Origin of the sequence: Halobellus limi, assembly GCF_004799685.1 — an archaeon.
In the GTDB taxonomy this organism is placed as follows: domain Archaea; phylum Halobacteriota; class Halobacteria; order Halobacteriales; family Haloferacaceae; genus Haloquadratum; species Haloquadratum limi.
The window spans coordinates 2,495,797-2,520,150 of record NZ_CP031311.1 but is presented as its reverse complement, the minus strand read 5'-3'; the positions used below and the strand labels follow the sequence as shown (position 1 = coordinate 2,520,150).

24 protein-coding genes are annotated in these 24,354 nt (G+C 68.4%); 14 read left to right on the top strand and 10 right to left on the bottom strand.

What is annotated here, in order from left to right; all coding sequences use genetic code 11:
- Positions 1-19 precede the first annotated feature (19 nt).
- The 3 genes from DV707_RS12470 to ftsZ all read left to right on the top strand — a co-directional run bounded on the left by DV707_RS12470 (position 20) and on the right by ftsZ (position 2,224).
- Positions 20-634, top strand: a complete 615-nt coding sequence (locus DV707_RS12470) for a double zinc ribbon domain-containing protein (protein ID WP_103991390.1) — start codon at positions 20-22, stop codon at positions 632-634.
- A gap of 210 nt (positions 635-844) precedes the next feature.
- On the top strand, positions 845-1,021 hold the full coding sequence (locus DV707_RS12465) for a ribbon-helix-helix domain-containing protein (protein ID WP_103991391.1): 177 nt from the start codon (positions 845-847) through the stop codon (positions 1,019-1,021).
- Positions 1,022-1,024: 3 nt separating this feature from the next.
- Positions 1,025-2,224, top strand: a complete 1,200-nt coding sequence (ftsZ, locus tag DV707_RS12460; RefSeq protein WP_103991392.1) for a cell division protein FtsZ — start codon at positions 1,025-1,027, stop codon at positions 2,222-2,224.
- A gap of 182 nt (positions 2,225-2,406) precedes the next feature.
- Here the strand turns inward: ftsZ and ncsA are convergent, their stop codons facing one another.
- A complete protein-coding gene (gene ncsA, locus DV707_RS12455; RefSeq protein ID WP_103991393.1) occupies positions 2,407-3,372 on the bottom strand; it encodes a tRNA 2-thiolation protein NcsA in 966 nt (321 codons plus the stop codon).
- A 435-nt stretch (positions 3,373-3,807) separates the two neighbouring features.
- Between ncsA and DV707_RS12450 the strand changes: the two genes are divergently transcribed.
- Positions 3,808-4,452: a DUF7095 family protein gene (locus DV707_RS12450; protein WP_103991394.1), complete on the top strand. Its 645-nt coding sequence runs from the start codon at positions 3,808-3,810 to the stop codon at positions 4,450-4,452.
- Positions 4,453-4,524: 72 nt separating this feature from the next.
- Here DV707_RS12450 and DV707_RS12445 read toward each other — a convergent pair whose 3' ends face one another.
- The 3 genes from DV707_RS12445 to DV707_RS12435 form a co-directional block, all read right to left on the bottom strand.
- Positions 4,525-5,337, bottom strand: coding sequence for a class I SAM-dependent methyltransferase (locus tag DV707_RS12445; protein ID WP_103991395.1), 813 nt, complete (start codon positions 5,335-5,337; stop codon positions 4,525-4,527).
- A gap of 63 nt (positions 5,338-5,400) precedes the next feature.
- Positions 5,401-6,231, bottom strand: coding sequence for a deoxyribonuclease IV (locus DV707_RS12440; RefSeq protein ID WP_103991396.1), 831 nt, complete (start codon positions 6,229-6,231; stop codon positions 5,401-5,403).
- A gap of 65 nt (positions 6,232-6,296) precedes the next feature.
- Positions 6,297-7,124, bottom strand: coding sequence for a lipoate--protein ligase family protein (locus DV707_RS12435; RefSeq protein ID WP_103991397.1), 828 nt, complete (start codon positions 7,122-7,124; stop codon positions 6,297-6,299).
- Between the two features lie 134 nt (positions 7,125-7,258).
- Here DV707_RS12435 and DV707_RS12430 point away from each other — a divergent pair, with 134 nt between their 5' ends.
- From DV707_RS12430 to DV707_RS12420, 3 genes are all read left to right on the top strand, one after another.
- The gene (locus DV707_RS12430) at positions 7,259-8,167 is read left to right on the top strand and encodes a serine/threonine-protein kinase RIO2 (protein WP_103991398.1); all 909 of its coding nucleotides are present in this window, start codon (positions 7,259-7,261) and stop codon (positions 8,165-8,167) included.
- A 257-nt stretch (positions 8,168-8,424) separates the two neighbouring features.
- Complete coding sequence (locus DV707_RS12425; RefSeq protein WP_103991399.1) at positions 8,425-8,901, top strand: DUF5793 family protein; 477 nt, start codon at positions 8,425-8,427, stop codon at positions 8,899-8,901.
- A gap of 47 nt (positions 8,902-8,948) precedes the next feature.
- Positions 8,949-9,578, top strand: a complete 630-nt coding sequence (locus DV707_RS12420; protein ID WP_103991400.1) for a uracil-DNA glycosylase family protein — start codon at positions 8,949-8,951, stop codon at positions 9,576-9,578.
- Positions 9,579-10,034: 456 nt separating this feature from the next.
- Here DV707_RS12420 and DV707_RS12415 read toward each other — a convergent pair whose 3' ends face one another.
- Positions 10,035-11,141 (bottom strand): J domain-containing protein, encoded by a 1,107-nt coding sequence (locus DV707_RS12415; protein ID WP_160113922.1) that lies wholly within the window; start codon positions 11,139-11,141, stop codon positions 10,035-10,037.
- Positions 11,142-11,282: 141 nt separating this feature from the next.
- Here DV707_RS12415 and DV707_RS12410 point away from each other — a divergent pair, with 141 nt between their 5' ends.
- Positions 11,283-12,353: an MBL fold metallo-hydrolase gene (locus DV707_RS12410; protein ID WP_103991402.1), complete on the top strand. Its 1,071-nt coding sequence runs from the start codon at positions 11,283-11,285 to the stop codon at positions 12,351-12,353.
- Between the two features lie 27 nt (positions 12,354-12,380).
- Complete coding sequence (locus tag DV707_RS12405) at positions 12,381-12,665, top strand: DNA-directed RNA polymerase subunit L (protein ID WP_103991403.1); 285 nt, start codon at positions 12,381-12,383, stop codon at positions 12,663-12,665.
- 75 nt (positions 12,666-12,740) lie between these two features.
- On the opposite strand, the gene hisF is transcribed toward DV707_RS12405, so the two are convergent.
- Both hisF and DV707_RS12395 read right to left on the bottom strand, forming a co-directional pair.
- On the bottom strand, positions 12,741-13,553 hold the full coding sequence (hisF, locus tag DV707_RS12400) for an imidazole glycerol phosphate synthase subunit HisF (protein ID WP_103991404.1): 813 nt from the start codon (positions 13,551-13,553) through the stop codon (positions 12,741-12,743).
- Between the two features lie 230 nt (positions 13,554-13,783).
- On the bottom strand, positions 13,784-15,625 hold the full coding sequence (locus DV707_RS12395; RefSeq protein WP_103991405.1) for a glycoside hydrolase family 13 protein: 1,842 nt from the start codon (positions 15,623-15,625) through the stop codon (positions 13,784-13,786).
- 130 nt (positions 15,626-15,755) lie between these two features.
- Between DV707_RS12395 and DV707_RS12390 the strand changes: the two genes are divergently transcribed.
- Complete coding sequence (locus tag DV707_RS12390) at positions 15,756-15,941, top strand: DUF7550 family protein (RefSeq protein ID WP_103991406.1); 186 nt, start codon at positions 15,756-15,758, stop codon at positions 15,939-15,941.
- A 21-nt stretch (positions 15,942-15,962) separates the two neighbouring features.
- Here the strand turns inward: DV707_RS12390 and purL are convergent, their stop codons facing one another.
- Positions 15,963-18,092 (bottom strand): phosphoribosylformylglycinamidine synthase subunit PurL, encoded by a 2,130-nt coding sequence (gene purL, locus DV707_RS12385; RefSeq protein ID WP_103991407.1) that lies wholly within the window; start codon positions 18,090-18,092, stop codon positions 15,963-15,965.
- Between the two features lie 170 nt (positions 18,093-18,262).
- Between purL and DV707_RS12380 the strand changes: the two genes are divergently transcribed.
- Positions 18,263-18,946 carry a CehA/McbA family metallohydrolase gene (locus tag DV707_RS12380; protein ID WP_103991408.1) on the top strand — a complete coding sequence of 228 codons (684 nt, stop codon included), beginning with the start codon at positions 18,263-18,265 and terminating at the stop codon, positions 18,944-18,946.
- Complete coding sequence (locus DV707_RS12375; RefSeq protein WP_103991409.1) at positions 18,946-20,211, top strand: asparagine synthase C-terminal domain-containing protein; 1,266 nt, start codon at positions 18,946-18,948, stop codon at positions 20,209-20,211. The genes DV707_RS12380 and DV707_RS12375 overlap by 1 nt, the downstream gene beginning before the upstream one ends.
- Here the strand turns inward: DV707_RS12375 and DV707_RS12370 are convergent.
- Complete coding sequence (locus DV707_RS12370; RefSeq protein WP_103991410.1) at positions 20,208-20,711, bottom strand: NUDIX hydrolase; 504 nt, start codon at positions 20,709-20,711, stop codon at positions 20,208-20,210. The two genes, DV707_RS12375 and DV707_RS12370, sit on opposite strands and share 4 nt — an antisense overlap.
- A 285-nt stretch (positions 20,712-20,996) precedes the next feature.
- On the opposite strand from DV707_RS12370, the gene gatC reads away from it, so the two are divergent.
- Together gatC and DV707_RS12360 are read left to right on the top strand one after the other, a co-directional pair.
- Entirely contained in the window at positions 20,997-21,275 is a 279-nt protein-coding gene (gene gatC, locus DV707_RS12365; protein WP_103991411.1) for an Asp-tRNA(Asn)/Glu-tRNA(Gln) amidotransferase subunit GatC, read from the top strand.
- Positions 21,275-22,606, top strand: a complete 1,332-nt coding sequence (locus DV707_RS12360) for an amidase family protein (RefSeq protein WP_103991412.1) — start codon at positions 21,275-21,277, stop codon at positions 22,604-22,606. Before gatC ends, DV707_RS12360 begins: the two co-directional genes overlap by 1 nt.
- A 146-nt stretch (positions 22,607-22,752) precedes the next feature.
- On the opposite strand, the gene DV707_RS12355 is transcribed toward DV707_RS12360, so the two are convergent.
- Positions 22,753-24,354 carry a TrkH family potassium uptake protein gene (locus tag DV707_RS12355; protein WP_103991413.1) on the bottom strand — a complete coding sequence of 534 codons (1,602 nt, stop codon included), beginning with the start codon at positions 24,352-24,354 and terminating at the stop codon, positions 22,753-22,755.

Genomic DNA, 24,354 nt, shown 5'->3' with positions numbered 1-24,354 from the left:
GGTCGCATATATACGACCGATGAGCAAGATCACGTTCCGCGCCGACGACGACCTCGTCGAGCGGTTGGAGGCGCTCGACACCTCCAAGTCGGAGGCGATGCGCGAAGCGTTGCGCACGTACCTCGACGGCGCGGACCGTGACGACACCCTGTCCGACACGAGCGACGCGGAACCGATGATCGACCTCGACGCGGAGTCGTCGTCGGAGGCGCGATCCACCGATTCCATCGACGAGGCCATCAGAGAGCGCGTCGACGAACTCGTCGCCGATCGCCTCGACGAGCGGCTCGGACGGACCGCGCCCGCCGGTCGCACACAGGACCTCAACGTCAACATCTCGCTCGACGGCGTCAACGCGGAGAAGACGTCCGCTACCGACGAACCTACGCCGTCGACATCGTCCGAGTCTGAACGTAAGACAAAGGGGGGAACCGTCGACGAACACGCCGGCGCAAAGACGTGTGACAAGTGCGGCGAACGTGTCGAGGGCGATCACGTGTACTGCCCGAACTGCGGCGAGAAGGCCTCCCATCGGGTATTCTGCGAGTGCGGCGACGAACTCCGATCCGACTGGGCGTTCTGTCCGAGCTGCGGCCGTCGGACGTCGGCTGCTGACGTCCTCGAACGGACGTAAACGGTGTCGAAGCGGCCGTATACGCCACCAGCGCCGATCTGTCTTACAGTCGGCGTTACATTTATAAGGCATCGCTCTGTGGTAACTCTCGCGTAAGACGGTCGTCTTACAGAACCCGGCGGCGCGGGGGAGAGATCCGCTGTCGTCCGTTTTCGGGGGTGTAAGACGTTCGCACAGATGTGCGCGCCGTCTTACCGGGGGAATGCAACAATGGAGCGTGTGACACTACGAATTCCGAAGCAGCAGATCGAGGAGGTCGAACAGATGGTCGAGACCGGGGAGTTCCCGAACCGGTCGGAGGCGATCCGCTCGGCTGTTCGAGAGATGCTCAACGAACAGCAGGCCGAGGGACGCGACTCGCCGACCAAACACTGGGCTAAGGTGTAACCAATGCAAGACATAGTCAGAGAGGCGATGCAGCGCGACGAGGAGGAGCGAGACGCAAACACCGAGGCCCCGGAGGGCGACGAGTTCGGGAGTCCCCGAATCGTCATCGTCGGCTGCGGCGGTGCCGGCAACAACACGGTCAACCGACTCTACAACATCGGCGTCGACGGCGCCGACACGGTCGCGATCAACACCGACAAACAGCACCTCAAGATGATCGAGGCCGACACGAAGATCCTCGTCGGCAAGTCCCTGACGCAGGGACTCGGCGCCGGCGGCGACCCCTCGATGGGCGAGCGGGCGACGGAGATGGCCCAGGGGACGATCAAGGAGGTCCTCGGCGAGGCCGACCTCGTCTTCGTCACCGCCGGGATGGGCGGCGGCACCGGGACCGGAGCGGCCCCGGTCGTCTCGAAGATCGCCAAAGAGCAGGGCGCGATCGTCGTCGGGATGGTCTCGACCCCGTTCAACGTCGAGCGCGCCCGGACCGTGAAGGCCGAGGAGGGGCTCGAAAAGCTCCGCAACGAGGCCGACTCGATCATCGTCCTCGACAACAACCGGCTCTTGGATTACGTCCCCAACCTCCCGATCGGCAAGGCGTTCTCGGTGATGGACCAGATCATCGCCGAGACCGTGAAAGGAATCTCAGAGACCATCACGCAACCGTCGCTGATCAACCTGGACTACGCGGACATGTCCACGATCATGGATCAGGGCGGCGTCGCGGTGATGCTCGTCGGTCAGACCCAGGATAAGAACAAGACCCAGGAGGTCGTCAACGACGCGATGAACCACCCGCTCTTGGACGTGGACTACCGCGGGGCGTCCGGCGGGTTAGTCCACATCACGGGCGGTCCCGACCTCACCCTGAAGGAGGCCGAGGGCATCGCGAACAACATCACCGAACGGCTGGAGGCGCGCGCGAACGTCATCTGGGGCGCGCGCATCCGCGACGAGTACAAGGGGAAAGTCCGCGTGATGGCGATTATGACCGGCGTCCAGTCCGCGCAGGTGCTCGGCCCGTCGACGCAGAAACAGGCCGACCGATCCAGAGAGAGCATCGAGACGACGGAGTTCGATGCCAGCGAGAACGCCGAGTTCGCCCAGGAGTCCACCGGATCGACCGCGACCGGCGGGTCCTGGCAGTCCGACGGCGGCCGCGAGCAGCGCGAGAAGCAGAACGGCCTCGACGTCATCCGATAGCGTCGTCCGACGAGGATAGACCGACCGACCCGCGCCGAGCTGACCACCGGCGCAGGCGTCTCCAGTCTCTCGCGTTTCGTGCGGTTTTCCGTTCTTTCGATCCTCTACCGGCGGGTCGTTCCCACAGTTCGAGGCGGTCGATCGCGAACGAATCCGACCGTCAGACGGTAACGACTCCGATCTCAGACCGCCTCTAGCGACTCCAACAGCCGACACTTCCGGCAGACCTCACGCGTCGTCTTCGAGCCGCAGCGCTCGCACTCGCGCATCTCCGCGGTCGACTCACCGCGGTAGCGGTCGGCCGCCATCGACGCCATCTCCTCGTAGCCCGAGAGGATCGAGTGGCGGGTCCCCGGATGGTCCTCCTCTAACTTCAACAGCAACTCCTGGATCTCCCCGCGGAAGGCCTCCGAGGCGTGTGGACACTCGGTGATGTGCGCCGGGAGGTCCCGCAGGTGCGCGTACAGCGCCACCTCCTTCTCCGGAATGTCGCGGAGCGGCTTCGCCCGCGGGACGAAGTGCGGCGATTCGGTGCGCTCGTCGAACGGCCCGAGGCTCGCGTCGAAGTGCTTGGCCATCTGCTCGACGTCGCCCTCGAAGACGTTCATCAGGGCGGTCTGGGCCTCGTCGTCGAGGTTGTGGCCCGTCAGGAGGATGTCGGCATCGAACTCCTCGGCGTAGGTCTCCAGTAAGTCGCGGCGGAAGACGCCGCAGTACGCGCAGGGGGCCATCCCCTCGGGATCGTCCTCGACGACGTCGTCCATCCGGACGCCGAACTCCTCCTCGTAGGAGACGAGTTCGTGGCGGAGGTCGAGGTCCTCGGACAGTTCGACGCAGGCCTCGACGCTCTCGTCGCGGTAGCCCTCGATGCCCTCGTGGATCGTCAGCGCGAGGATCTCGATCCGCGGGTCCCGGCCGAACGTCTCGTCGAGGATCTGCGCGAGCACGACGCTGTCCTTCCCGCCGGAGAGGCCGAGTACCCACCGCTCGGGGTCGTCGGGCGAGGCGTCCCGCGGGACGAGGCTGTCGCGGCGGATCCGCCGCCGGACCCGCTTCTCGACCGAGGCGAGGAAGTGCTCCTCGCACAGGTGGGCGCCGGAGTAGCCGGCGTGCATCACGGCGTCGCTGCCGCACTTGTCGCACTCCATCGACCCGGCGTTGGCGACGCTCGTGGATACGGGTTTCGTCTCGGGCAGGTGGGAAAAACGGGGAACGCGTGATCGAGGGAGAGGGGGGATGGGGGGAAGGCACCCGGAGGTTGCGTTGCCCCGAGTGGTCGCCGTGGGCGACCGGTCGATCGACACCCCCGAGGTGCCGGCCGTGAGTATGCACACCTCACTCAAAATACCTCCGAAACCGCCGTGCCGAGCGCGCGTCCGTTCCGCGGTGGCCGCCGACAGCGGTTCGACTCCGACGGCGACGCTCCGCCGGCGCGTCGACAGCGATTCGGTGGCGGATCGACAGCCACTCCGATGCCGACGGCGACGCTTCGCCGGCGCGCTGGAACGGCGCCGTCGTCGCCGGCGACGGAGCCCCGGCCGCCCTGTCGAAACACATTCGAGCGTCCCGCTCTCAGCGGGGGTATGGAACGTTCGAGTGCGCTCGACCGCGTCGAATCCGTCCTCGACGCCGTCGACGACGGTCTCCTTCCGGTCCCGGTCCGGGAGGTCTGGGTGTACGGCGACGTCGCCCTCGGCCTCGATCCGGTCGACCGTCTCGACGTCTACGTGACGAAGGACCTGCTGCTCGGGAGCGACGCCGACACGGACACCGACTTCGAGTCGACTCACGGCGTGAAGGGCGTCGGGCAGAGCGTCTCCGCGGAGTGGGCCGAGGCGAACCCCCACTTGCTCCGGACGAACGGGAGCGGGTACGCGGCCCCCGAGAAGTGCCTCGCGGCGCACCTCTTACCCGAGGACGAACCGGTCCACCTGGAGGTGTGCAACGCCTCCTTCGAGGACAACGTCCGACAGCGGCTGAAGGGCGCGCTCGCCCGCGAGGCCTACGAGGAGATCCTCGACCCGCGGGGGGTCTGTCTGTACGCCGAGGGCCGGCGCTCGGACTCGGCGCTGGAGAAACTCCGCGCCGGCGAACTCGCCTTCCCGACGCTCCCGGAGTCGCTGTCGATGCTCGGCGTCGACGACGACACCGCCGCCGAGGCCGCCGAGGCGGTCACAGCGTACCGTGCGTCCCAGTCGGGCCGCACCGTCCGCGGCGACGTCGTCTGACGGGGTCGGACAGCTTCCGTCCACTCGCCGTCTCAGATTCGGTCGACGCCTTCTTTCACCCACCGCCTCCGCTCACCCACCGTCGCCGCCGACCCGACCGACGACGACGTCGAACGGGACGACCTCGGCCCGCCGGTACGTCTCCTCGCGCATCGCGTCGATCACGTCTCTTCCCATCTCGCGCCACGCCCCCCGCAGCGCGTCGTACTCCTCCGCGGAGAGCGTCCGGCGCAGTTCCGCCTCGTGCTCCGCGAGGGCTCCCCCGCTGGCCTTCCGCGCCGCGGCCGAGAGCGCCTCTTCGCCGTACGGCGGTTCGGTCACCTTCCGGTGGTAATACCGCCTCGTCCGAACGCTCTCGAACCCCGACTCGCGGAACAGCGACACCAGTCGATCGCCCATCGCGACGTCCGTCTCGACGCCCTCGATGTACGCCGCGCGGACGCGACGCTCCAGTTCGACCTCCCGCTCCACGGTCGAGTCGACGCCGACGTCGGCGTTGTCGGGTTCGATCGCGGCGACCAACTCCGTCGAGAGACGGCCGAACGCGCGGAGGGCGGCCCCGGGATCGGGAAGGTTGACGAGCAGCGCCTGACAGACCACCAGGTCGAACGAGTCGTCCGCGAACGGCGGCCGGGTCGCGTCGCCGACGACCGCGTCGAGTCCGGTCTCTCCGCGGGCGACTGCGGGGAGATCCGCGTCGGCGTCGAGGCAGACGACGTCCCCCGGCGACTCCTCGTCGAGGACGCGGGCGAGTTCGCCCGTGCCCGCGCCGGCGTCGAGGATCCGCGATCGGTCCGACAGCGAGAGCGGGTCGAGCGCCTCTCTGGACTCTTCCCACATCCCCTCTCGGGTTCGACGCAGGTACTCCGGCGAAAACTTCCGCACGCCGCCCCGTACCGCCGGCGCGGTAAAAAGCGAGTCGGTTGCCTCCCGTCGACGCTCGGGACCTCACTCCTCGCGGAGTTCGCGGACGCGCTCGATGTTCCAGGCGAACCCCTTCCCGTCCTCGTTCGGCGTCTCCAGCACGAGCGGCACCTCGAGGAGGTCCGGGTGGTTGACGAACGCGCGCATTCCCGCCTCGCCGATCTGGCCCTCGCCGATGTGGGCGTGCTCGTCCTTGTTGGTGCCGCACTCGTGCTTCGAGTCGTTCAGGTGGACGCACGCCAGGTTGTCGAGGCCGACCGCCGCGTCCAGTTCCTCAATCGTCTCCTCGACGCCTTCCGACCCGGAGAGATCGTAGCCCGCCGCGAAGGCGTGGGCCGTGTCGAGACAGACCTCGAGGTCCTGTTCGCTCTCGTCGAGGACGTACCCCAGGTGGTCGAAGTCGTCGCCCATCTTCGTGCCGGATCCGGCGTCGGACTCGACGAGGACGGTGACGTCGTCGGGGACGTCGAGTTCGTCGAGCGCCGACACGGCGTTTTCGAGCCCCTGGGACTCGCCCGCACCGGTGTGTGCGCCCAGGTGGACGTTCACGTAGGGGATGTCGAGCAGGGCCGCGGCGTCGACCTCGCGCTGCATCGAGTCGATCGACTTCTCGCGGAGACCATCCTTCGGCGTGCAGAGGTTCACGAGGTACGACGAGTGAATCACCCACGGACCGACGTCGTGTTCGCGCGATCGCTCGCGGAACGCCGCGGCGTCGTCCTCGTCGATGTCGGGGTTCTGCCACACCTGCGGGGAGTGGGTGAAGATCTGTCCGCAGTTGCCGCCGTCCTCCAGCTGCCGATCGACGGCGTTCGCGACGCCGCCGGCGATCGACTCGTGTGCTCCTACGCGCATACGGAGTGCTGTCACTGGGAGAGTAAAGCGACTTCGGAGTCCGTCGCCCCGACGCTTTCGGGACCTCAGGAGCGGTCGTCGGGCCGGCGCCGAACCCACTCGTCGTCCGCGTACTTCTCCGCGGCGCGTTCGCGCGCCCGTTCGAGTTCGTCGTCGGTCCAGCCCCCCTCGTCGGCATCGGCCCACGCGCCCAGGGCCTCCTCGACGGTCGAGACCATCTCCGCTCGCGACACGTCGGCGAGTTCCTCGACGCCGACGACGCGCTCTCGGAACCGCTCCGGGTCGACGTCGTGGCCGGCGAAGACGTCGAGGTGTTCGGCGGCGCGCACGGCGTAGGTGAGAGAGCCGTGCTGGACGACGGACTCGCGGCGGCGGTACTGGGCGTTGCCGCTGATCTTTCGCCCCGCCGCGACGACGTCGTGTGCCGGATGCAACTCCCGGAGGTAGCACGCCGGCTTCCAGATCTCCGGAACGGGTTCCGAAACGTAGTCGGCGTCGACACCCAGGCGGTCGAACGCGTCGAGGATCGGTTCACACAGGAGGTGGTAGGCGTCCATCAGGTCGCCCGGCAGTTCCGACTTCGGGGCCACGATCGAGTAGGAGACGTCGCCGTCGACGTCGTGGTAGATGCCGCCGCCGCCGGTCTGCCGACGGGTCACGGAGACCCCCTCCCTGGCGCAGTGGTCCCAATCGACGGTCTCGGGGTCCTGTCCGTAGCCGAGCGAGAGCGTGCTCGGCTCCCAGCGGTAGACGCGAACCGTTCGCGGCCCACCTGCCGCGGCCGTCTCCGCTGCGATCTCGTCGAGCGCCATCTGCATCGGCCCGTCGCGGGCCTCCTCGCGGATGATCCGCCACTCCCGATCGGCGAGCGGCCCCGCGGAGTCGCCTGTCATACCTGAGACTACGGCCGCCCCGGGAAATCGGTTTCGTAACCCGCTCAGACGGATTTGATATACCGAAATGGGATATACGCGTGCGAGTGGCCCGGACTCGCGGGCCTTTTACGCGTCGCCGGCGGAATAGGGGTATGGTGCGGAACGTCGCCGGCGTGATGGCCGAACTCGAACCCGAGGACTTCTATCTCCTCTCCGGCGTCGAGCAGGGAATGCGCTTCTCGGAGTGGGTCAACCGCGGCAAACTTCCGGAACTGTCGAACCTCTCGCCCGAGGAGGTCGACTACCGACTTGACCGCTGTGCGACCCGGGAGCTGATCGAGCGGAAGACGATCCAGTACGAGGGCTACACGCTCACCGCCGAGGGGTACGACGCGCTCGCCCTCCGAACGTTCTCCGAACGCGACACCATCGAGGGTGTCGGCGCGCCGCTCGGCGTCGGGAAGGAGAGCGACGTCCTCGAAGTCCAGTCCTACCGACCGCTCGCGCTGAAGTTCCACCGCGAGGGATACACGAACTTCCGGGAGGTGATGCGCGAGCGCGATTACACGTCGGACAACCAGCACGTCTCCTGGCTCTACACGGCGCGAAAGGCGGCCGAACGCGAGTACGACGCCCTGGAATCGCTGTACCCCGACGTCTCGGTCCCCCGACCGATCGATCACAACCGCCACGCGATCGTGATGGCGAAACTCGACGGGGTGGAACTCCACCGGGCGAAACTCCCCGAGGACCAGGTCGTCGGCGTCCTCGATCTGATCCTCCGGGAGATCACCGCCGCCTACGACGCCGGATACGTCCACGCGGACATGAGCGAGTACAACGTCGCGATCAGCGAGTCCGGGGTGACGGTCTTCGATTGGCCACAGGCCGTCCCGACGGATCACGAGAACGCCCGGGAGCTCGTCGATCGCGACGTCGCGAACCTCCTCTCGTACTTCGAGCGGAAGTACCCCGGTGCGGTCCCGGACCTCGACGCCGATTCGATCGGCGACAGCATCGCGGCGAACGACTTCGAGACGGTCCGAGCGCACCTCGCGTAGTCCTCGTTGTCACTCTGGCAGGACCCGAAGTGGGCTGTCGATGCCGGAAATAAATCATATACTGCGATAGAGAAACGGTCGTCCTCGTTGTTCAGTGTGACAGCCCGACGGCTCGCTGCCGTCGCAGTGGAGGACTCTGGGGGAGCTCGCCCGTCCCACCGTTGCTAAACGGTAGGCGTCCGCCCGCATTTCAACGCGGCCGTGTCTGACGCGGGCGTTACGTTCATACGCGATGACGTTCTACCTCGTTACACGGAATGAGGCGGGATTACTTCGAGTTGGACGTCAAGAACGTCGCCTGGGTCGACGAGGGCGACGACCCCAGAAAGCCACAGGTGCGGATCGATTTCCACGGTCCCAAAGAGGTGCTGGAGCATCGCCTCTCCGATCCGACAGGCGGCTATCTGGACGCCGGTGAGACAGACGTGGCGTTCCGACTGCAGGACTCCCTCGACGAACCGGACGCCGCGGGCGTCGTGAGCGTGACGAACCGAATCACCGGCGACTTCGTCCTCGAACTCAACGAGTCCGCGGACGACGTCCTCGCGTTCATCCGCGCCGCGCGCGAGTACGGTCGCAACGCGCCGGACTCCGACGACGGCCGCTACCGCGTCGAGGTGAGCATCGACGGCGAAGACCTCGTCACCTACGAGAAGCAGACGTTCCTCGTGTACGACGCCGACGGCAACCTCCTCCGATCGCACAGTCTGATCCCCTCGGGCGTCGAACTCTGAGGACCGAACCGATCCCGTTTTAATCGCACCGCCGCTACGTCGCCAGCGTGGAGAACGTCACAGACCGGATTCGGAACCCGTTCGATATGCGCCCCCCGTGTGAGCGCTTCGTCCCGGGATACGGCGACGCCAACGCCGACTTCCACGTCGTCGGCGACCACCCCGGCGTCCACGGCGGTCTGGACACCGGCGTTCCGTTCACCAACGACGCGGGCCGTCGCCTGCAGGCGGCGCTGGCGGGCGCCGGGCTGTTGCGGACGACCGGTGACAGCCCCGAACCCGACGGGACGTTTCTCTCGTACCTGCACCTGTGTGCGCCCGACGGCGACGACCCCCCGCAGTCGTCGTACGACGACCTCGAGCGGTTCTTCGACGCCGAACTGCGGGCGATCGCCGCTCACGTCCTCCTTCCGGTGGGCGCGAAAGCGACGGCACACGTGCTGGAAACGTACACCGCCCAGGCGTGGAAGACCGAGATCGATATGGAGGCGTTACACGCGAAGGAATTGCGGGGCAGCGGCTTCCTCGTCGTCCCGATCCGAGAGCCCGCCGAGTGGGGGGAGACACACCACGACCGCCTCGTCGAGGGGATCGAGACGCTCCGTTCGACGGACTACCGGCGCGAGGCCGACCTCGGCCGGTTCGGCGCCGGAAACGACCCGTACATGGTCCGCTGAGAGGCTCAGCCGAGTTTTCCCACCTCCCAGTGTGCGACCGATACTGAACCGTCACAACCGACCGGATGGTGGGTGACGCGCCCGGGGCACGCTACCGACTCGTCGCCGCCGAAAAGTCCCATATTCGATCAGTATCGTTCCGGTTCGGCGGTGGAATCGAATAAATATGTTCTGTATTTCTTATTTCTTTCCCGAATATAGGGCAGAATCGAATAATTATACCAAATTTTGTGTCCGTCTGGGCGGATATTGGCTCTATCCCAGGACTTTTGACGAAAAATCGCCGAGTAATTACCGACGCGCGTGGTCGAAGCAACCGGGCGCGTCAGGTAAGGAACTGCGAGACTGGTGCTCTTCGCAGTGGCTTGGTCAGTCAGGGGCCCGCCCGATGCGGCCCCGCTTCCTTTCACCGATCCGCCGGTAGGACGCTGGTTCTCGTGACCGTCCGCCCGCCCCTCAGAAGGCGACTCGTCCGACGTCGACGAGAAAGGCCGCCGTCGCGAGGAGGGGGCACACACAGACGAGTCCCAGGACGGCGCCGTCCGGGAGCGTCACCATCGGGCCCGCAGCGAGTGCGAACAACGGGAGGAGACCGCCGAGCGCGTACAGGTACGCCACGCCTCGACCGAACGAGTGAACGACCCCCGCGAGCGCGACCGCCAGCACGACCGTTCCGATCGGAAACAGGAGCGTCAGGGGCTCGCCGACCGTCACCGATTCGAGGACGAACTGTCCGGGGGCGACGAGTTCCTGCGTCGCGGTCGCCGCGGCCATCGGATCGGCGGCCGCCGCGCGCCGAAGGGCCGCCAGCGCCTCGGCGTTCGCCCGGAGGTACCGCCAGAGACCGGCGACGTACAGGATGCCCGCGAGCAACACGGCAGTCCACCCGTACGAGAGCGGCGTGAGTCGGCTCGCCGAGCGCGTCGCCCTCGACGACGTCGACCCTGGACCTCGGGCCTCCGACTCCGAGCCTCCGGCGTTCGACCCGCCCGTCGTGGCGTCCCGGGCCGTTCCCCGCCCGCCGGATCCGGCCGACGCGTGTCTTCCGCGACTGCCCCCGGACGCACTGGAGCGGGCGCTCTCGGAGGACCGACGGCCGCTCCGTCTCGATTCGGACGAGTCCCGGGACCGGGTCCGTTCGCCGGCGGTCCGCCCCGTCGCCGTTCGACGGTCCGCGGCGCGGGCGCTCGTCCCCGAATCCGGGTCGCTCGCCGCTGCGTTCCCATTCGCAGTCGCGTCGTCGTTCGCCGCTGCGTCCGACTCGGCCGCTGCGTCCGTCTTCGGCTCCGCCGTCGCGTCCGGTCGCTGGGGCTGTCCCTTCGTCGGGAGGCCGTCGAGTCGCCGCCGCACGTACGACTCGTGGCCCATTCGGTCGTAGGCCGCGCGTTCGGTCTCGTCGGAGAGAGTCTCGTGGGCCTTCTTCAGCGTCTTGAACTGCGCGTTCGCCCGGGTGTCGTCGTTGACGTCCGGGTGATACGTGCGGACCTTCCGGCGCCACGCGCGATCGATCTCCTCGGCCGAGGCGTCTTCGGCCACCCCCAGCAGGTCGTAGAAGTCCTCCATCCCCTGTCCGCGCGGTTCGACAGCGACCGAATTGAATGTACCGACCCTGAGAGGGGACCCCGCTCGGTTCGCCGAGGACGAGATGCGCTGACGGACCGCCGCTATGGTAACTCTCATAATCGTTCGCCCGACTCTCGCCGTATGGACGTCACCCGCATTCCGCTCGGGAACACGGTCTTCGAGGGGCGGAACAACGCGTACCTGGTCGACGGCGCCGTGACGACGCTCGTGGACGTCGGCATTTCGATGTCCGACGTCCGCGAGGACCTGCTCGACGGACTCGCCGCGGCCGACGTCTCGCCCGGAGACGTCGATCAGATCCTCCTGACGCACTGGCATCCCGACCACAGCGGCCTCGCCGGCGAACTCCAGGAGCGCTCGGGAGCCACGGTGTACGCCCACGGGGCCGACGTCCCGCTGATCGCCGGCGACGAGGACGCGACCGCCGATCTGCGTGCGCTGCGCGAGCGGCGCTTCGACGAGTGGGGCGTCCCCGACGGGAAGCGCGCGGAACTCGAAGCGGTGCAGTCGGAGTTCGACTCGGTGGCCGGCAACCCGGCGGAGGTCGAATCGCTCGTCGACGGCGACCGGATCCCCGCCGGCGACGGCGAACTGACGGTGTGTCACCTCCCGGGCCATGCGGCCGGGCACGTCGCGTTCACGTTCGAGACGTCGTCGGCCCGGGGCGGTGCCCCCTCGGAGCGCCCCGGCGACAGTGACGCCTCCGAGCGTCCCGGCGGCGACGGCCCGACCGCCGAACCGCGGTTCGAGGCCTTCGTCGGCGACGTGATCCTCCCCGAGTACACCCCCAACGTCGGCGGTGCGGACCTCCGGCTGGACCGGCCGCTCGAACAGTACGTCGAGAGCCTCGATCGGCTCATCGGACTCGATCTCGACTACGCCTGGCCGGGGCACCGCGATCCGATCGAAGAGCCGTCCGAGCGCGCGCGGGTGATCCGCGCACACCACGTCGAACGCACCCGACGCGTCGTCGACGCCCTCCGCGAACACGGCGCGGCGGACGCGTGGACGGTCAGCGCGCACCTCTTCGGCGAACTCGAGGACATCCACATCCTCCACGGTCCCGGCGAGGCGTTCGCGCACCTGGACCACCTCGAACACGCCGGCGTGGTCGACCGCGACGGCTCCGTCTATCGGTTGATCGACCGCGATCCCGACGTCTCGGCGCTGTTCCCGAATACGAAATACTGAAACGCCGTCGTCGGTAACGGGGAGAGTATGGAACTGCGGGTCATCGACAAGACCGAGGAGGAACTCCGCATCGAGGTCGCAGGCGAGGATCACACGTTCATGAACGTGATGAAGGGCGCGCTCTTGGAGACCGAGGGCGTCGCCGCGGCGACCTACGACGTGAACCCCGAGCAGTCGGGCGGACAGACCGAACCGATCCTCTCGATCAAGACCGAATCCGGCGTCGACCCCCTCGACGCGCTCGAAGAGGCCTCTCGTAACGTTCAGGCGATGGTCGAGGACTTCTCGTCCGCGTTCGAGGCCGCGGCGTAATCGACGTTTTCCGCGGCCGGCACCGCGCTACGCACCGACCGGATCGGAACGCTACGGCCGAACCGGGACGCCACGCTACAGCCGAACCGGGACGCCACGCTCGTCGAGGTACTCTTTCGTCTCCCGGATGCTGTAGTCGCCGAAGTGGAAGATCGACGCCGCGAGGCCGGCGTCCGCGCCCGCCTCGGTGAACACCTCGTACATATCCTCGGGGCCGCCACAGCCCGAGGAGGCGATCACGGGCGTCGAGACCGTGTCGCAGACGGCCTTCGTCAGCGGAATGTCGTAGCCGTCTTTGGTCCCGTCGGCGTCGATCGAGTTGACGAACAGCTCGCCGGCCCCGCGGGACTCCGCCTCCTTCGCCCACTCGACGACGTCGGTCCCGGTTCCCTCGCGGCCGCCCTTCACGGTGCACTCGAACCAGCAGGACTCCCCGTCGACCTCGGCGTAGTACTCGCCGGCCTCGTCGAAGCGTCGCCGCGCGTCGACGGAGATGACGATGCACTGCGAACCGAAGGCGCGTGCGCCCTCGTCGATCAGGTCGGGGTTCTCCAGCGCCGCGGTGTTGATCGAGACCTTGTCCGCGCCGGCCCGGAGCGTCTCCTTGATGTCCTCTTTCGTCCTGATCCCGCCGCCGACCGTCAGCGGGATGAACACCTCGTCGGCGACGCGAGAGACCGTATCGAGCATCGTCTCCCGGCCCGCCGCGGAGGCGGTGATGTCGAGGAAGACGAACTCGTCGGCGCCGGCCTCGTTGTACCGCTTGGCCATCTCGACGGGGTCGCCGGTGTACTGCAGGTCCTCGAAGTTGACGCCGGTGTAGACGGCGGGGTTCCCGTCGTCGTCGAGGTCGACGTCGATGCAGGGGATGATCCGCTTCGTGAGCATTTGGTACCTAATCCTTCGGGGATGGACCGCTTGATGGTTTCGACTGCGACACCCCCCTTTCGACAGCGGACTGGATCCGACTCCGGTTCGGCGCGAGGGTTCATATACCGAGGCGGGGCCAGGTCCTCCGTGACTTGACGTCGACCGCGGCGCGAAAAGCGGGTGCGCGACACACCGCGCCGCGACGGTCCCGTGTCGCCTGTCCGCCCCACAGCCCCCGATAGCCGACCCTACAGGTCGTAGACGCGCGCCTCCCACGGTCGGAGTCGGAACTCGCCGGCCTCCGCCGCTCCGATCGGGGCCGTCTCGTCCGCTCGCTCCCGGTCCGTCTCACCCGCCTCGTAGTTCCCGATGACGACCTCCGGGTCCGCGTCGGCGACGACGTCCGCCGGGAGTTCGAACTCCGTTTCGGTCCCGGAGAAGTTGAGGACGACGAGCCACCGCTCCTCGCCGAGCGTTCGGGTGTACGCCCAGACCTCCTCGTGCTCCCGCAGGTACGGGTCGTAGTCGCCGTAGGCCATCACGTCGCGTTCGTCCCGTAACTCGATCAGCCGTCGGTAGTAGTGCCACACCGAATCCGGATCCTCGCGCTCGTCGGCGACGTTGATCTCCGCGTGGTTCGGGTTCACCTTGATCCACGGCTCCCCGTCGGTGAAGCCGGCGTTCGTCTCCGCGGACCACTGCATCGGCGTCCGGGCGTTGTCGCGGCTGTTCGCGCGGACGCCCTCGGCGACGCTCTGGAAGGAGTCGATCTCGCCGCGCTCGATCGCCCGTCGGACCGGGTTGAGCGTGTCGACGTCGCGGAACTCCGAGAGCGACTCGAAGGGGACGTTCGTCATCCCGAGTTCCTCGCCCTGGTAGACGTAGGGCGTCCCCTGGAGCGTGTGAAGGAGGGTCGCGAGCAGCTTCGCCGACTCCCGACGGTACTCGCCGTCGTCGCCGAATCGAGACACCGAGCGCGGCTGGTCGTGGTTGGCGAAGTACAGCGAGTTCCACCCCTCGTCGGCGAGGCCCGCCTGCCAGCGGTCGAAGACGGCCTTCAGGTCGGTCAGCTCCCACTCGCTGGTCTCCCAGAACTCCTCGCCGCGGTCTAAGAGCATATGCTCGAAGTGAAACAGCATCGAGAGGCCGTCGCGATCGGGTCCCTGGCCGACGTACTGCCGCGCCTCCGCCATCGGAAGTTCCTCGCCGACCATCTCGCCGACCGTCAGCAGGTCCGGGGAGAGCACGGCCTCGCGCATCTCGCGGAGGTACTCGTGGACCCGCGGCCCGTCCGCCACCCGGTCGATCGTTTCGATCCCCCGGTCGGTGTCGGTCGGCGGGAGGCCCTCGGGCTTCGAGATGAGGTTGATGACGTCCATCCGGAACCCGTCGATCCCCTTCTCGAGCCACCACGCCATCGTGTCGAACACCTCCTCGCGGACCCGCTCGTTCGTCCAGTCGAGATCCGGCTGCTTCTCGTCGAACAGGTGGAGGTACCACTCTCCGGTCGCCTCGTCGTAGGTCCAGGCGGGGCCGCCGAAGAACGACTCCCAGTCGTTCGGCGGGGCCTCCCCGTCCGGTCCGCCCTCGGCGTCCCACGGGACGGCTTCGGCGTCCTCTCCCTCGCGCCAGAAGTACCAGTCGCGGTAGTCGCTCTCCGTCGACTCCCGCGACCACCGGAACCACGCGTGCTCGTCGGAGGTGTGGTTCACGACGAGATCCATCACCAGTCGGATGTCTCGGTCGTGGAGATCCGCGAGGAGCGCCTCCCAGTCTTCCATCGTCCCGAACTCGTCCATAATCGCACGGTAATCCGAGATGTCGTAGCCGTTGTCGGCGTTGGGCGACTCGTAGACGGGGTTGAGCCAGACGACGTCGACGCCGAGGTCGTCGAGGTACTCCACCTTTCGGCGGATGCCCGGGATGTCGCCGACGCCGTCGCCGTCGCTGTCGTTGAAGGATCTGGGATAGATCTGGTAGACGACCGCCTCCTTCCACCACCGTCGCGTCTCGCCGTTCGGGAGTGTCTCCACGTCGCCCGTTCCCTCGTCGGACTCCGTGACCCCCTCGTTTCTCGTCGTATCGGTCATACGCCCGCCACACGCCGACGGCAATTAGGTGTGGCTGGTTCGGTCTCCATCGGTAGGCGTCGCTGGTTCGGTCTCAGCCCCCGACGCCGATTCGGGAGCACTTTAGTAGACGGTGGTCCACGTCTCGCGTATGGCCGACCACGACGACCACGGACACGACGATCACGGACACGACGACAGCCACGGGAGCGAACTGGTGGACGTCCGCGTCACCTCGCCGATGCAGGCGTTCGGAATGAGCCGGGTCACGACGGGGCTTCTCGTCCTCGCCGTCGGCCTGGCCGTCGTCTTCGGCGTTCCGCTGTTCCTCGCGTAAAAACCGGATTCGCCCGCCGGTCTAATCGAGTTCCGCCGCGAGCACGTCCCGGAGCGACGCGATCGTTTCCGCGTCGACCGCGAGGTTCGTCCCGTCGACCGAGAGCGACAGCGTTCCGTCGGCCGTCGCCTCGCCCAGCGTCGTCACCGGTGCGACGCCGTCGAACGCGGCCGCGACCGCGGCCGGATCCGTGGTCTCGACGACCGCCCGTCCGGGCGTCTCCTCGAAGAGCGCCACGGCGTCGTCGACGGCGACGTCCGCGCCTGCTTCGGCCGTGACCATCTCCGCGAGCGCCACCGCGAGGCCGCCGCTGCTCACGTCGTGGACGGCGAGCGTCGAGTCGGCGTCCGCGACGTCCGCGAGCGTGGCGACGACGTTACCGGCGTCCTCGGGCAGCGTCGGGAACCGGTCGGAGCCGCCCACCTGTGCGAGCAGTTCCGAGCCGCCGAGCGCGTCGCTTCCCTCGCCGACGAGGAGGACCGTCCCCTCGCCGTCGAACGCGGCCGGCGGGGCGTCGTAGCCGTCCTTCGCGCCGACCATCGCGAGCGTCGGCGTCGGCGGGATCGGCCCCTCGACGGAGTCGTTGTACAGCGAGACGTTCCCGCCGACGACCGGCACCGAGAGGTCCCGGCACATATCGGCGAGACCGTCGACGATGGCCTTGAAGCCGCCGTAGACGTCGGGCTTCTCGGGGTTGCCGCCGTTCAGGCAGTCGACCGCGGCCAGCGGCGTCGCCCCCTTCGCGGCGAGGTTCGTCGCGTTCTCCAGAGCCACGGCGCGGGCCCCGTCGTAGGGCGCGCAGTCGGTCCAGGCGGGGACGGCCCCCGCGGAGATCGCGAGGCCCGTCCCGGCCTCGCGGACCGCGAGCACCGCGGCGTCGTCGCCGGGCAGCAGCGCGGTCCGCGCGCCGACCTCGTGGTCGTACTGGCGGTAGACCCACCGCTTCGAGGCCGTGTTGGGCGCGCTCACGACCGCCTCGAACGCGGACTCGACGTCGACGTCGGGGCGGTCGGGTTCCGGCTGCGTCGGTTCGACCGCGTCGAGGTCGTTCATCGGCGCGCCGTCCGCGAGGAACTCCGGCGGGACGTCGACGACGGTTTCACCGCTGAAGGTGCAGACGTAGTTCCCCTCGGTGACCTCGCCGATGACCGAGCAGCCGAGGTCGTATCGCTCTGCGATCTCGGCGACGGCGTCGACGTCCTCCGCCCGGACCTCGTAGCACATCCGTTCCTGCGACTCGGCGAGGACGATCTCCAGCGGGTTCATGTTCGGCTCGCGCTGGTGGACGCGGTCGAGTTCGATTCGCGCGCCGAAGCCGCCCTTCGCGACGAGTTCGGAGGACGCGCCGCCGAGGCCGGCCGCGCCCAGGTCGCGCGCGGACTGGATCAGGCCGGCGTCGATGAGGTCCTCGTTGGCCTCGATCAGCAGCTTCTCCGAGTAGGGGTCGCCGACCTGGACGGCCGGGCGGTCCTCCGTCTCGGCGTCCTCCGCGAGGTCCTCGCTGGCGAAGGACGCGCCGCCGAGACCGTCGCGGCCGGTCGCGTTCCCGACGAGCACGAGTTTGTTGCCCGCCTCCTGCGCTTCGGCGGTGACGAGCCGTTCCTCGTCGAGGAGACCGACGCAGGCGACGTTCACGAGCGGGTTGCCCTCGTAATCGTCGTGGAACTCGACGCTGCCGCCCACGGTGGGAACGCCGATGGCGTTGCCGTAGTCAGCGATCCCCTCGACGACGCCGTCGAGGAGGTAGCGGGTGTGTTCGCGGTCGAAGCCGCCGAAGTAGAGGCTGTCCGCCAGCGCGATCGGGTACGCGCCCATCGACAGGGTGTCGCGGACGATACCGCCGACGCCGGTCGCCGCGCCGTCGTAGGGGTCGACGTACGAGGGGTGGTTGTGGCTCTCGATCCCCATCGTGACGTACGTCTCCGAATCGGACGTTCCGTCGTTGTCGGGGAGACGGACGACGGCGGCGTCGTCGCCGGGGCCGACGACGACCTGCTCGCCCTCCGAGGAGAACGCAGAGAGGAGGGGTCGCGACGAGCGGTACGCGCAGTGTTCGCTCCAGAGGTTCTCGAACAGCGCGGCTTCCGTCGGGGTGGGGTCACGCCCGAGTTCGGCCGTGACGAGTTCGCGATCAGAGTCCGGCAGGCTCATTCACTTCCCTGTTCAAGAAGGGCAGATTAATGCTTTTCTGTGTGCACGGACGTGTATTTTCCTCGCCCCGGTGCGCCGGGCGGGGGATCGTCGTTCGGCGTCGAGCCCTCCCGCGTCGAACCGACGACCGGATCGGGTCGCTTTTTTAATCTCGGCGACTATCTCCGGCCGTGCTATCGGTCGAGCTGCACGCGCACTCGTCGCTGTCGTACGACGGCCGCGACCCCGTCGAACTGCTGTTAGCGCAGGCGCAGGCGGTCGGGCTCGACGCGCTGGCGGTCACGGACCACGACGAGATCGACGCGAGCCTGGAGGCCGCGGAGCTGGCTCCCGAGTACGGCCTCGTCGGGATTCCCGCGATGGAGGTGACCTCCGCGGCGGGGCACATCCTCGCGTTCGGCATCGACGAACTCGTCCCCGCGGGCCTCTCCTACGACGAGACGCTCGACCGCATCCACGAGCAGGGCGGCGTCGCCGTCGTCCCGCACCCGTTTCAATCCTCGCGGCACGGCGTCGCCGCGCACATCAGCCGCGATCAACTCGCCGCCGCGGACGCCATCGAGGTGTACAACTCGCGGCTGTTCACCGGCTGGGCCAACCGGAAGGCCAAGCGCTTCGCGACCGCCCGCAAGCTGCCGATGACCGCCGGCAGCGACGCCCACATCGGCGAGATGGTCGGCCAGGCCGTCACCGAAGTGGGGACCGACGACCGCTCCGTCGAGGGGATCCTCGACGCCATCGTCGAAGGCAAAACGAGCGTCGTCGGCAGTCGAACGCCCTGGCGGATCTCCTTCAGACAGTTCGGCGGCGGCGTCAAGCGCCGGATCAAGCGCACCGTCTCGGACCTCGTGTGATGGCCCGCGACGGCGGACCCTCGGATCGGGAGACGGGAGACGAGGTCGGCTCGGAGACGAAGACCGGCGGGGCCGGGCCGGCGACGGAGGTCGACGGGGTCGATCCGGCCACCGTCCGGAACGCCATCGAAACGGGCGAACCGCTGCCCGGCACCGCCGGGTTCGCGGGCGTCGTCGACGGCCGACTCGTCCGCGACGTTCTCGGCCGTCGGCCGCTGTTCGTCGAGGCCGACGCCCCCTCGTCGTGGGCGTTCGACCCGCGGGCACTTTCGGACCCCGTGGCCGTCCCAGCGGGGGCGGTCACACCGCCAGCGACGGCTGTGACCGCCACGGACGACGCGGAGCGGACGTGGACGCTGCCCGATCCGCGGCCGAACGACGACGACCGCGAGGCCCTCCGCGCGGTCCGCGACGCGGTGCTCGATCGGACGCGAGCGGCTGCTTTGGGAAACGACCAGACTGTCGACTCCGACGACGTCGCCGTCGCCTTCTCCGGGGGTGTCGACTCCGCAGTCGTCGCCGCCGGAATCCCGAATGCGCCCTGCTACGTCGCCGGCTTCGAGGGCTGCCACGACGTCGCCGCCGCCCGCGACGCCGCCGAAGCGATGGATCGGGACCTCCGCGTCGTCGAACTCACGCACGACGACGTCCGGGAGACGGTCCCGGAACTCGTCGCCTCGATCGGTCGAACGAACCCGATGGACCTCTCGATCGCGCTCCCGCTCTATCTCGTCGGCGAGCGTGCCGCCGCCGACGGCTTCGACCGCCTCGCGCTCGGGCAGGGCGCGGACGAACTGTTCGGCGGCTACGCCAAGGTCGAGAAGGCACCGACCGATCCGCGCGTCGACGCCGACACCGTCCGCGGTGCGCGTCGGGAGACGCTGGCGACGATTCCCGGGCAGGCCGAGCGCGACGTCGTGGCCCTTCGCGCCGCGGGCGTCGAACCGCTCACGCCGCTGCTGCACGACGAGGTCGTCGCGGCGGCGCTGGAGCTTCCGGAACACCTGCTCGTGGACGACGGCCGGCGGAAGGTCGCACTCCGGGAGGCGGCCCGCGACGTGGTTCCCGAGTCGGTCCGGACCGCGGACAAAAAAGCCGTCCAGTACGGGACCTACGTCTCCCGCGAACTGGACCGACTGGCCCGGCGAGCGGGGTTCAAACGCCGGATGGACGACCACGTCGAGCGGTACGTCCGCGAACTCGTCGGCGACGGTCCCGTGCGGCCGCCCGACGACGAGACGGGCGGATCCGGCTCCGGCGACTAACCGTCCCCGGCGGCCTCTTCTGGGGACGCTTCGTCCTCCGCGGCCGCGATCGCCTCCAGCGAGAACTGCACCGTGTCGGGGTCGACGTCGCTGGCCCGGAGGTCCGACTCGTCGTACCACGCCCAGACCTCGGGATCGGCCTCGTCGTCGCCGTCGGGATCGATCTCGCGGGAGTCGACCCGGGCGTAGTAGATATGATCGATGTGCTGGTGGCCCACGCCCCCGTCGCCGTGGACGTTGATGTCGTAGAGCATCTGGTGTCGCGGCCGCGGGAGCGTGCGCCCCGCGGGGGCGTCTATTTCTCGGGTCCCGTCGAGCAGTTCGGCGTCGAGTCCGGTCTCCTCGCGGACCTCGCGCAGCCCGGCCTCGTGGGGGAGTTCGTCGCGGTCGACGTGACCGCCCGGCGGGATGCGGATCCCGAGCCGCTCGTGGCGGTGCAGGGCGACCGCCCCGCTCTCGACGATGTAGACCGTCGCGGTGAAGTGACGCGTCGTCTCCATACCCGCCGATGTTGCGGCGTACAAGTGGTTCTTACCCTTCGAGCTCGACGACGGCAGAAGCGTCGCGAGCACGGGCCACGGTGGACTGATCGACACAGATGACCTACGTACCGCGAGCGAACGCAGTGAGCGAGCGGGCCAAGGAACCCTCGAAGCGCGGCCCGCCGCGCTGAGAGGGTGACGCAGTGCTTTTGATCCAGCTTTTGCCAGGGCGGCGAAGCCGCCCGCAGCAAAAGGTGGGTGTGCACCGAAACCCTTACTCCCGGGCCACGGTTCTGCTCGGATATGAGCGAGACGTCCGTCGACGCCGAGGAGGTCGAACACGTCGCCGAACTGGCGCGGGTCGACCTCGCCGACGAGGAGGTCGATGCGTTCGCGACGCAGTTCGCCGAGATCCTCGAGTACTTCGAGGCCCTCGACGAGGTGCCGGAAGTCGAGAGCGACGCCGACCTGGTGAACGTGATGCGTCCCGACGAGGTCGAAGAGAGCCTCGACCAGGAGGAGGCGCTCGCGAACGCCGCAGAGACCGAGGACGGCTTCTTCAAGGGTCCGCGGGTGTCGTGATGAGCCTGAACGCGTTCATCACCGAGGAGGCGATCGAGGGCGACGACGATGGGGCACTCTCGGGGAAGACCGTCGCCGTCAAGGACAACATCAGCACCGAGGGCGTCCGGACGACCTGCGGCTCCGCGATGCTCGAATCGTACGTGCCGCCCTACGACGCGACGGTCGTCGAACGCCTGAAGGACGCGGGGGCGACCATCGTCGGCAAGGCCAATATGGACGAGTTCGGGATGGGCGGCACCACCGAGACGTCCGCCTACGGCCCGACGAAGAACCCCGTCGACGAAGCGCACGTCCCCGGCGGCTCCTCCGGCGGCTCCGCGGCCGCCGTCGCCGCCGGCGAGGCCGACCTCGCGCTCGGCTCCGACACGGGCGGCTCCGTCCGCAACCCGGCGGCGTTCTGCGGCGTCGTCGGCATCAAGCCGACCTACGGGCTCGTTTCCAGGTACGGCCTCGTCGCCTACGCCAACTCACTCGAACAGATCGGCCCGATCGCCCGGAGCGTCGAGGACGCCGCCGCCCTCCTCGACGTGATCTCGGGCCCCGACCCGAGAGATTCGACGACGCGGTTCGACCTCGACGACGAAGGGGACGGCGGGAGCGGCGACACGGCCGGCGACGCCGCCGCACACCCCGCGACGGACTCGAACTACGCCGCCGCGGCCGACGGCGACGTCGCCGGCACGACGATCGGCGTCGTCACCGACCTCCTCGACGGCGCGGACGACCGCGTCGTCGAGACGTTCGAGGCCGCCCTGGACGACCTCCGCGCGCAGGGCGCAGAGACCGTCGAGGTGTCGCTGGATTCGGTCGAACACGCCGTCCAGGCGTACTACGTCATCGCGATGTCGGAGGCCTCCTCGAACCTCGCGCGCTTCGACGGCGTGCGATATGGGACGTCCGGCGGCTACGAGGGCAACTGGAACGACGCGTTCGCCCGCGCCCGCGAGGAGGGCTTCGGCGAGGAGGTCAAGCGTCGGATCCTGCTCGGCACGTACGCCCTCTCGGCGGGGTATCACGACAAGTACTACAAAAAGGCCCAGGACGCCCGCGCGTGGGTGAAGCGGGACTTCGACGACGCCCTCGACGAGGCGGACGTGCTCGCGACGCCGACGATGCCCGTGCTCCCGCCGCGACTGGGGGAAAGCCTCGACGACCCGCTGCAGCTGTACCTGATGGACGCCAACACGGTCCCGGTGAACCTCGCGAACCTCCCGGCCATCTCGGTGCCCGCCGGCGAGGTCGAGGGCCTGCCGGTCGGCCTGCAACTGATCGGCCCGAAGTTCGGCGAGGAGGCCATCGTGCGGGCGGCCTCCGCCGTGGAAGCGTAACTACGGTCGGCGGCGGAAACGGGGCGTTTTCGACACCGCCGCCCGGATCGGAACGATTCTCCGGGACTTCGAGACCCGCTCCGGAGACCCCCGACGCCAGAGACGTGGGTTCGCCGGGGGTCGATGGATCGAATCTGGACGTCCCCTCAACGAGCCCAGTACTCGGGCGTCAAGAGGACCAACACGGGGATGATTTCGAGTCGACCGATCCACATCAGCACGAACATGAAGAGCTTGCTCGCGTTCGAGAACGCGAGGTAGCTCCCCATCGGCCCGACCGCGCCGAATCCGGGACCGACGTTCCCGAGCGTCGCTGCGATCGCCGACAGCACCTCCAGCACCGTGAGCGACAGCCCGCTCCGCGTCGCATCGAGGAAGACGATCCCCGCCGAGACGAAGAAGATGACCAGATACAGGAGCGTGAAGGCGTAGATCCCGCGGACCGCCCGCTCGTCGAGGGCGCGGCCCCCGAGGCGTACCGGGCGGACGGCGTCGGGATGGGCGGTGGTGAAGAGTTCGCGGCGGACGGACTTGAGGATCACGTACCACCGGACGATCTTGACCGCGCCGCCGGTCGATCCGGCCGACCCGCCGATGAACATCGCGAACAGGAGAAGGTACTGCGCGGTCGGCCCCCAGGCGTTGAAGTCCATGTTCGCGTACCCGGTCGTCGTGACGATGGAGGCCGCCTGGAACGCCGCGTAGCGCAGCGAGGGTTCGAGCTGGCCGACGATCTCCGCCCGGAACGTCTCCAGGTACGCGGCGTCGAAGGTTCCGCCGGCCGGAGCCGCGCTAACGAGCCCGCCGGCGAAGAGCACCGCCGTGATGACCGCGGTCAACGCCCCCAGCACGCCGACGTAGAACTTGAACTCGGAGTCGCGGACGAGCCGCTTCGGATCGCCGGTGAGGACGTGCCAGAACAGCGCGAAGTTCGTCCCGGCGGCGATCATAAACGGGATGATGATCCACTGGGCGGCGGCGCTGAACGCCTCGATGCTGCGGGCCTCCGGGGAGAACCCGCCGGTCGGCATCGTCGTCAGCCCGTGAGAGACGGCGTTGTAGAACGTCATCGCCCCGTCGATACCGGCGAGGTTGAGCGAGTAGAGCAAGGCGATCTCCAAGACGGTCAGGCCGAGGTACGCGCCCCACAGCGCCCGCGCGGTCTCCGCGATCCGCGGGGTGAGTTTCTCGATTCCGGGGCCGGGCGCTTCGGCGTCCATCAGCTGCGCGCCGCCGACGGAGAGTTCCGGGAGGATCGCGACCGCGAGGACGACGATCCCCATCCCGCCGAGCCACTGGGTGAGCTGTCGCCACAGCATAATCGCCCGGGTGTGGGACTCGAAGGAGATGTCGCCGAGCACGGTCGCCCCGGTCGTCGTGAAGCCGCTCATCGTCTCGAAGAGCGCGTTCGCGGGGTTCCGGAGCGTCGATTCCGGGTGGACGGGTTCGACGAGTATCGGGACGCCGTGGGCCTCGATCAGGTAGGGGATCGCGCCGACGACGGCGACGGCCAGCCACGTCACTGCCACCATCAGGAAGCCCTCGCGGGCCCGGAGGTCGGGGTCGGCGTCGAGCCGTTCGAGGCCGACCCCGAGGACGACGGTGAGGAGGATCGTCCCGACGAAGGGTGCGATCGTCTCCTCGTAGTAGAGCGCGACGAGGAGCGGGAAACACAGCGGGACGGCGAGGTACTTCAGCACCGATCCGACGAGGCTGAGACTCGCGCGGGTGTCGACGCGGACCGACAT

What these genes read in the sequence shown, in the direction of transcription:
- DV707_RS12395 (WP_103991405.1), bottom strand. Translation starts at nt 15,625, where the DNA reads ATGACCGATACGACGAGAAACGAGGGGGTCACGGAGTCCGACGAGGGA.
- DV707_RS12415 (WP_160113922.1), bottom strand. Translation starts at nt 11,141, where the DNA reads ATGGAGGACTTCTACGACCTGCTGGGGGTGGCCGAAGACGCCTCGGCC.
- purL (WP_103991407.1), bottom strand. Translation starts at nt 18,092, where the DNA reads ATGAGCCTGCCGGACTCTGATCGCGAACTCGTCACGGCCGAACTCGGG.
- DV707_RS12465 (WP_103991391.1), top strand. Translation starts at nt 845, where the DNA reads ATGGAGCGTGTGACACTACGAATTCCGAAGCAGCAGATCGAGGAGGTC.
- ftsZ (WP_103991392.1), top strand. Translation starts at nt 1,025, where the DNA reads ATGCAAGACATAGTCAGAGAGGCGATGCAGCGCGACGAGGAGGAGCGA.
- DV707_RS12355 (WP_103991413.1), bottom strand. Translation starts at nt 24,354, where the DNA reads ATGTCGGTCCGCGTCGACACCCGCGCGAGTCTCAGCCTCGTCGGATCG.
- hisF (WP_103991404.1), bottom strand. Translation starts at nt 13,553, where the DNA reads ATGCTCACGAAGCGGATCATCCCCTGCATCGACGTCGACCTCGACGAC.
- DV707_RS12370 (WP_103991410.1), bottom strand. Translation starts at nt 20,711, where the DNA reads ATGGAGACGACGCGTCACTTCACCGCGACGGTCTACATCGTCGAGAGC.
- DV707_RS12425 (WP_103991399.1), top strand. Translation starts at nt 8,425, where the DNA reads ATGAGGCGGGATTACTTCGAGTTGGACGTCAAGAACGTCGCCTGGGTC.
- DV707_RS12435 (WP_103991397.1), bottom strand. Translation starts at nt 7,124, where the DNA reads ATGACAGGCGACTCCGCGGGGCCGCTCGCCGATCGGGAGTGGCGGATC.
- DV707_RS12360 (WP_103991412.1), top strand. Translation starts at nt 21,275, where the DNA reads ATGAGCCTGAACGCGTTCATCACCGAGGAGGCGATCGAGGGCGACGAC.
- DV707_RS12450 (WP_103991394.1), top strand. Translation starts at nt 3,808, where the DNA reads ATGGAACGTTCGAGTGCGCTCGACCGCGTCGAATCCGTCCTCGACGCC.
- DV707_RS12390 (WP_103991406.1), top strand. Translation starts at nt 15,756, where the DNA reads ATGGCCGACCACGACGACCACGGACACGACGATCACGGACACGACGAC.
- DV707_RS12440 (WP_103991396.1), bottom strand. Translation starts at nt 6,231, where the DNA reads ATGCGCGTAGGAGCACACGAGTCGATCGCCGGCGGCGTCGCGAACGCC.
- gatC (WP_103991411.1), top strand. Translation starts at nt 20,997, where the DNA reads ATGAGCGAGACGTCCGTCGACGCCGAGGAGGTCGAACACGTCGCCGAA.
- DV707_RS12470 (WP_103991390.1), top strand. Translation starts at nt 20, where the DNA reads ATGAGCAAGATCACGTTCCGCGCCGACGACGACCTCGTCGAGCGGTTG.
- DV707_RS12410 (WP_103991402.1), top strand. Translation starts at nt 11,283, where the DNA reads ATGGACGTCACCCGCATTCCGCTCGGGAACACGGTCTTCGAGGGGCGG.
- DV707_RS12430 (WP_103991398.1), top strand. Translation starts at nt 7,259, where the DNA reads ATGGTGCGGAACGTCGCCGGCGTGATGGCCGAACTCGAACCCGAGGAC.
- ncsA (WP_103991393.1), bottom strand. Translation starts at nt 3,372, where the DNA reads ATGGAGTGCGACAAGTGCGGCAGCGACGCCGTGATGCACGCCGGCTAC.
- DV707_RS12405 (WP_103991403.1), top strand. Translation starts at nt 12,381, where the DNA reads ATGGAACTGCGGGTCATCGACAAGACCGAGGAGGAACTCCGCATCGAG.
- DV707_RS12375 (WP_103991409.1), top strand. Translation starts at nt 18,946, where the DNA reads ATGGCCCGCGACGGCGGACCCTCGGATCGGGAGACGGGAGACGAGGTC.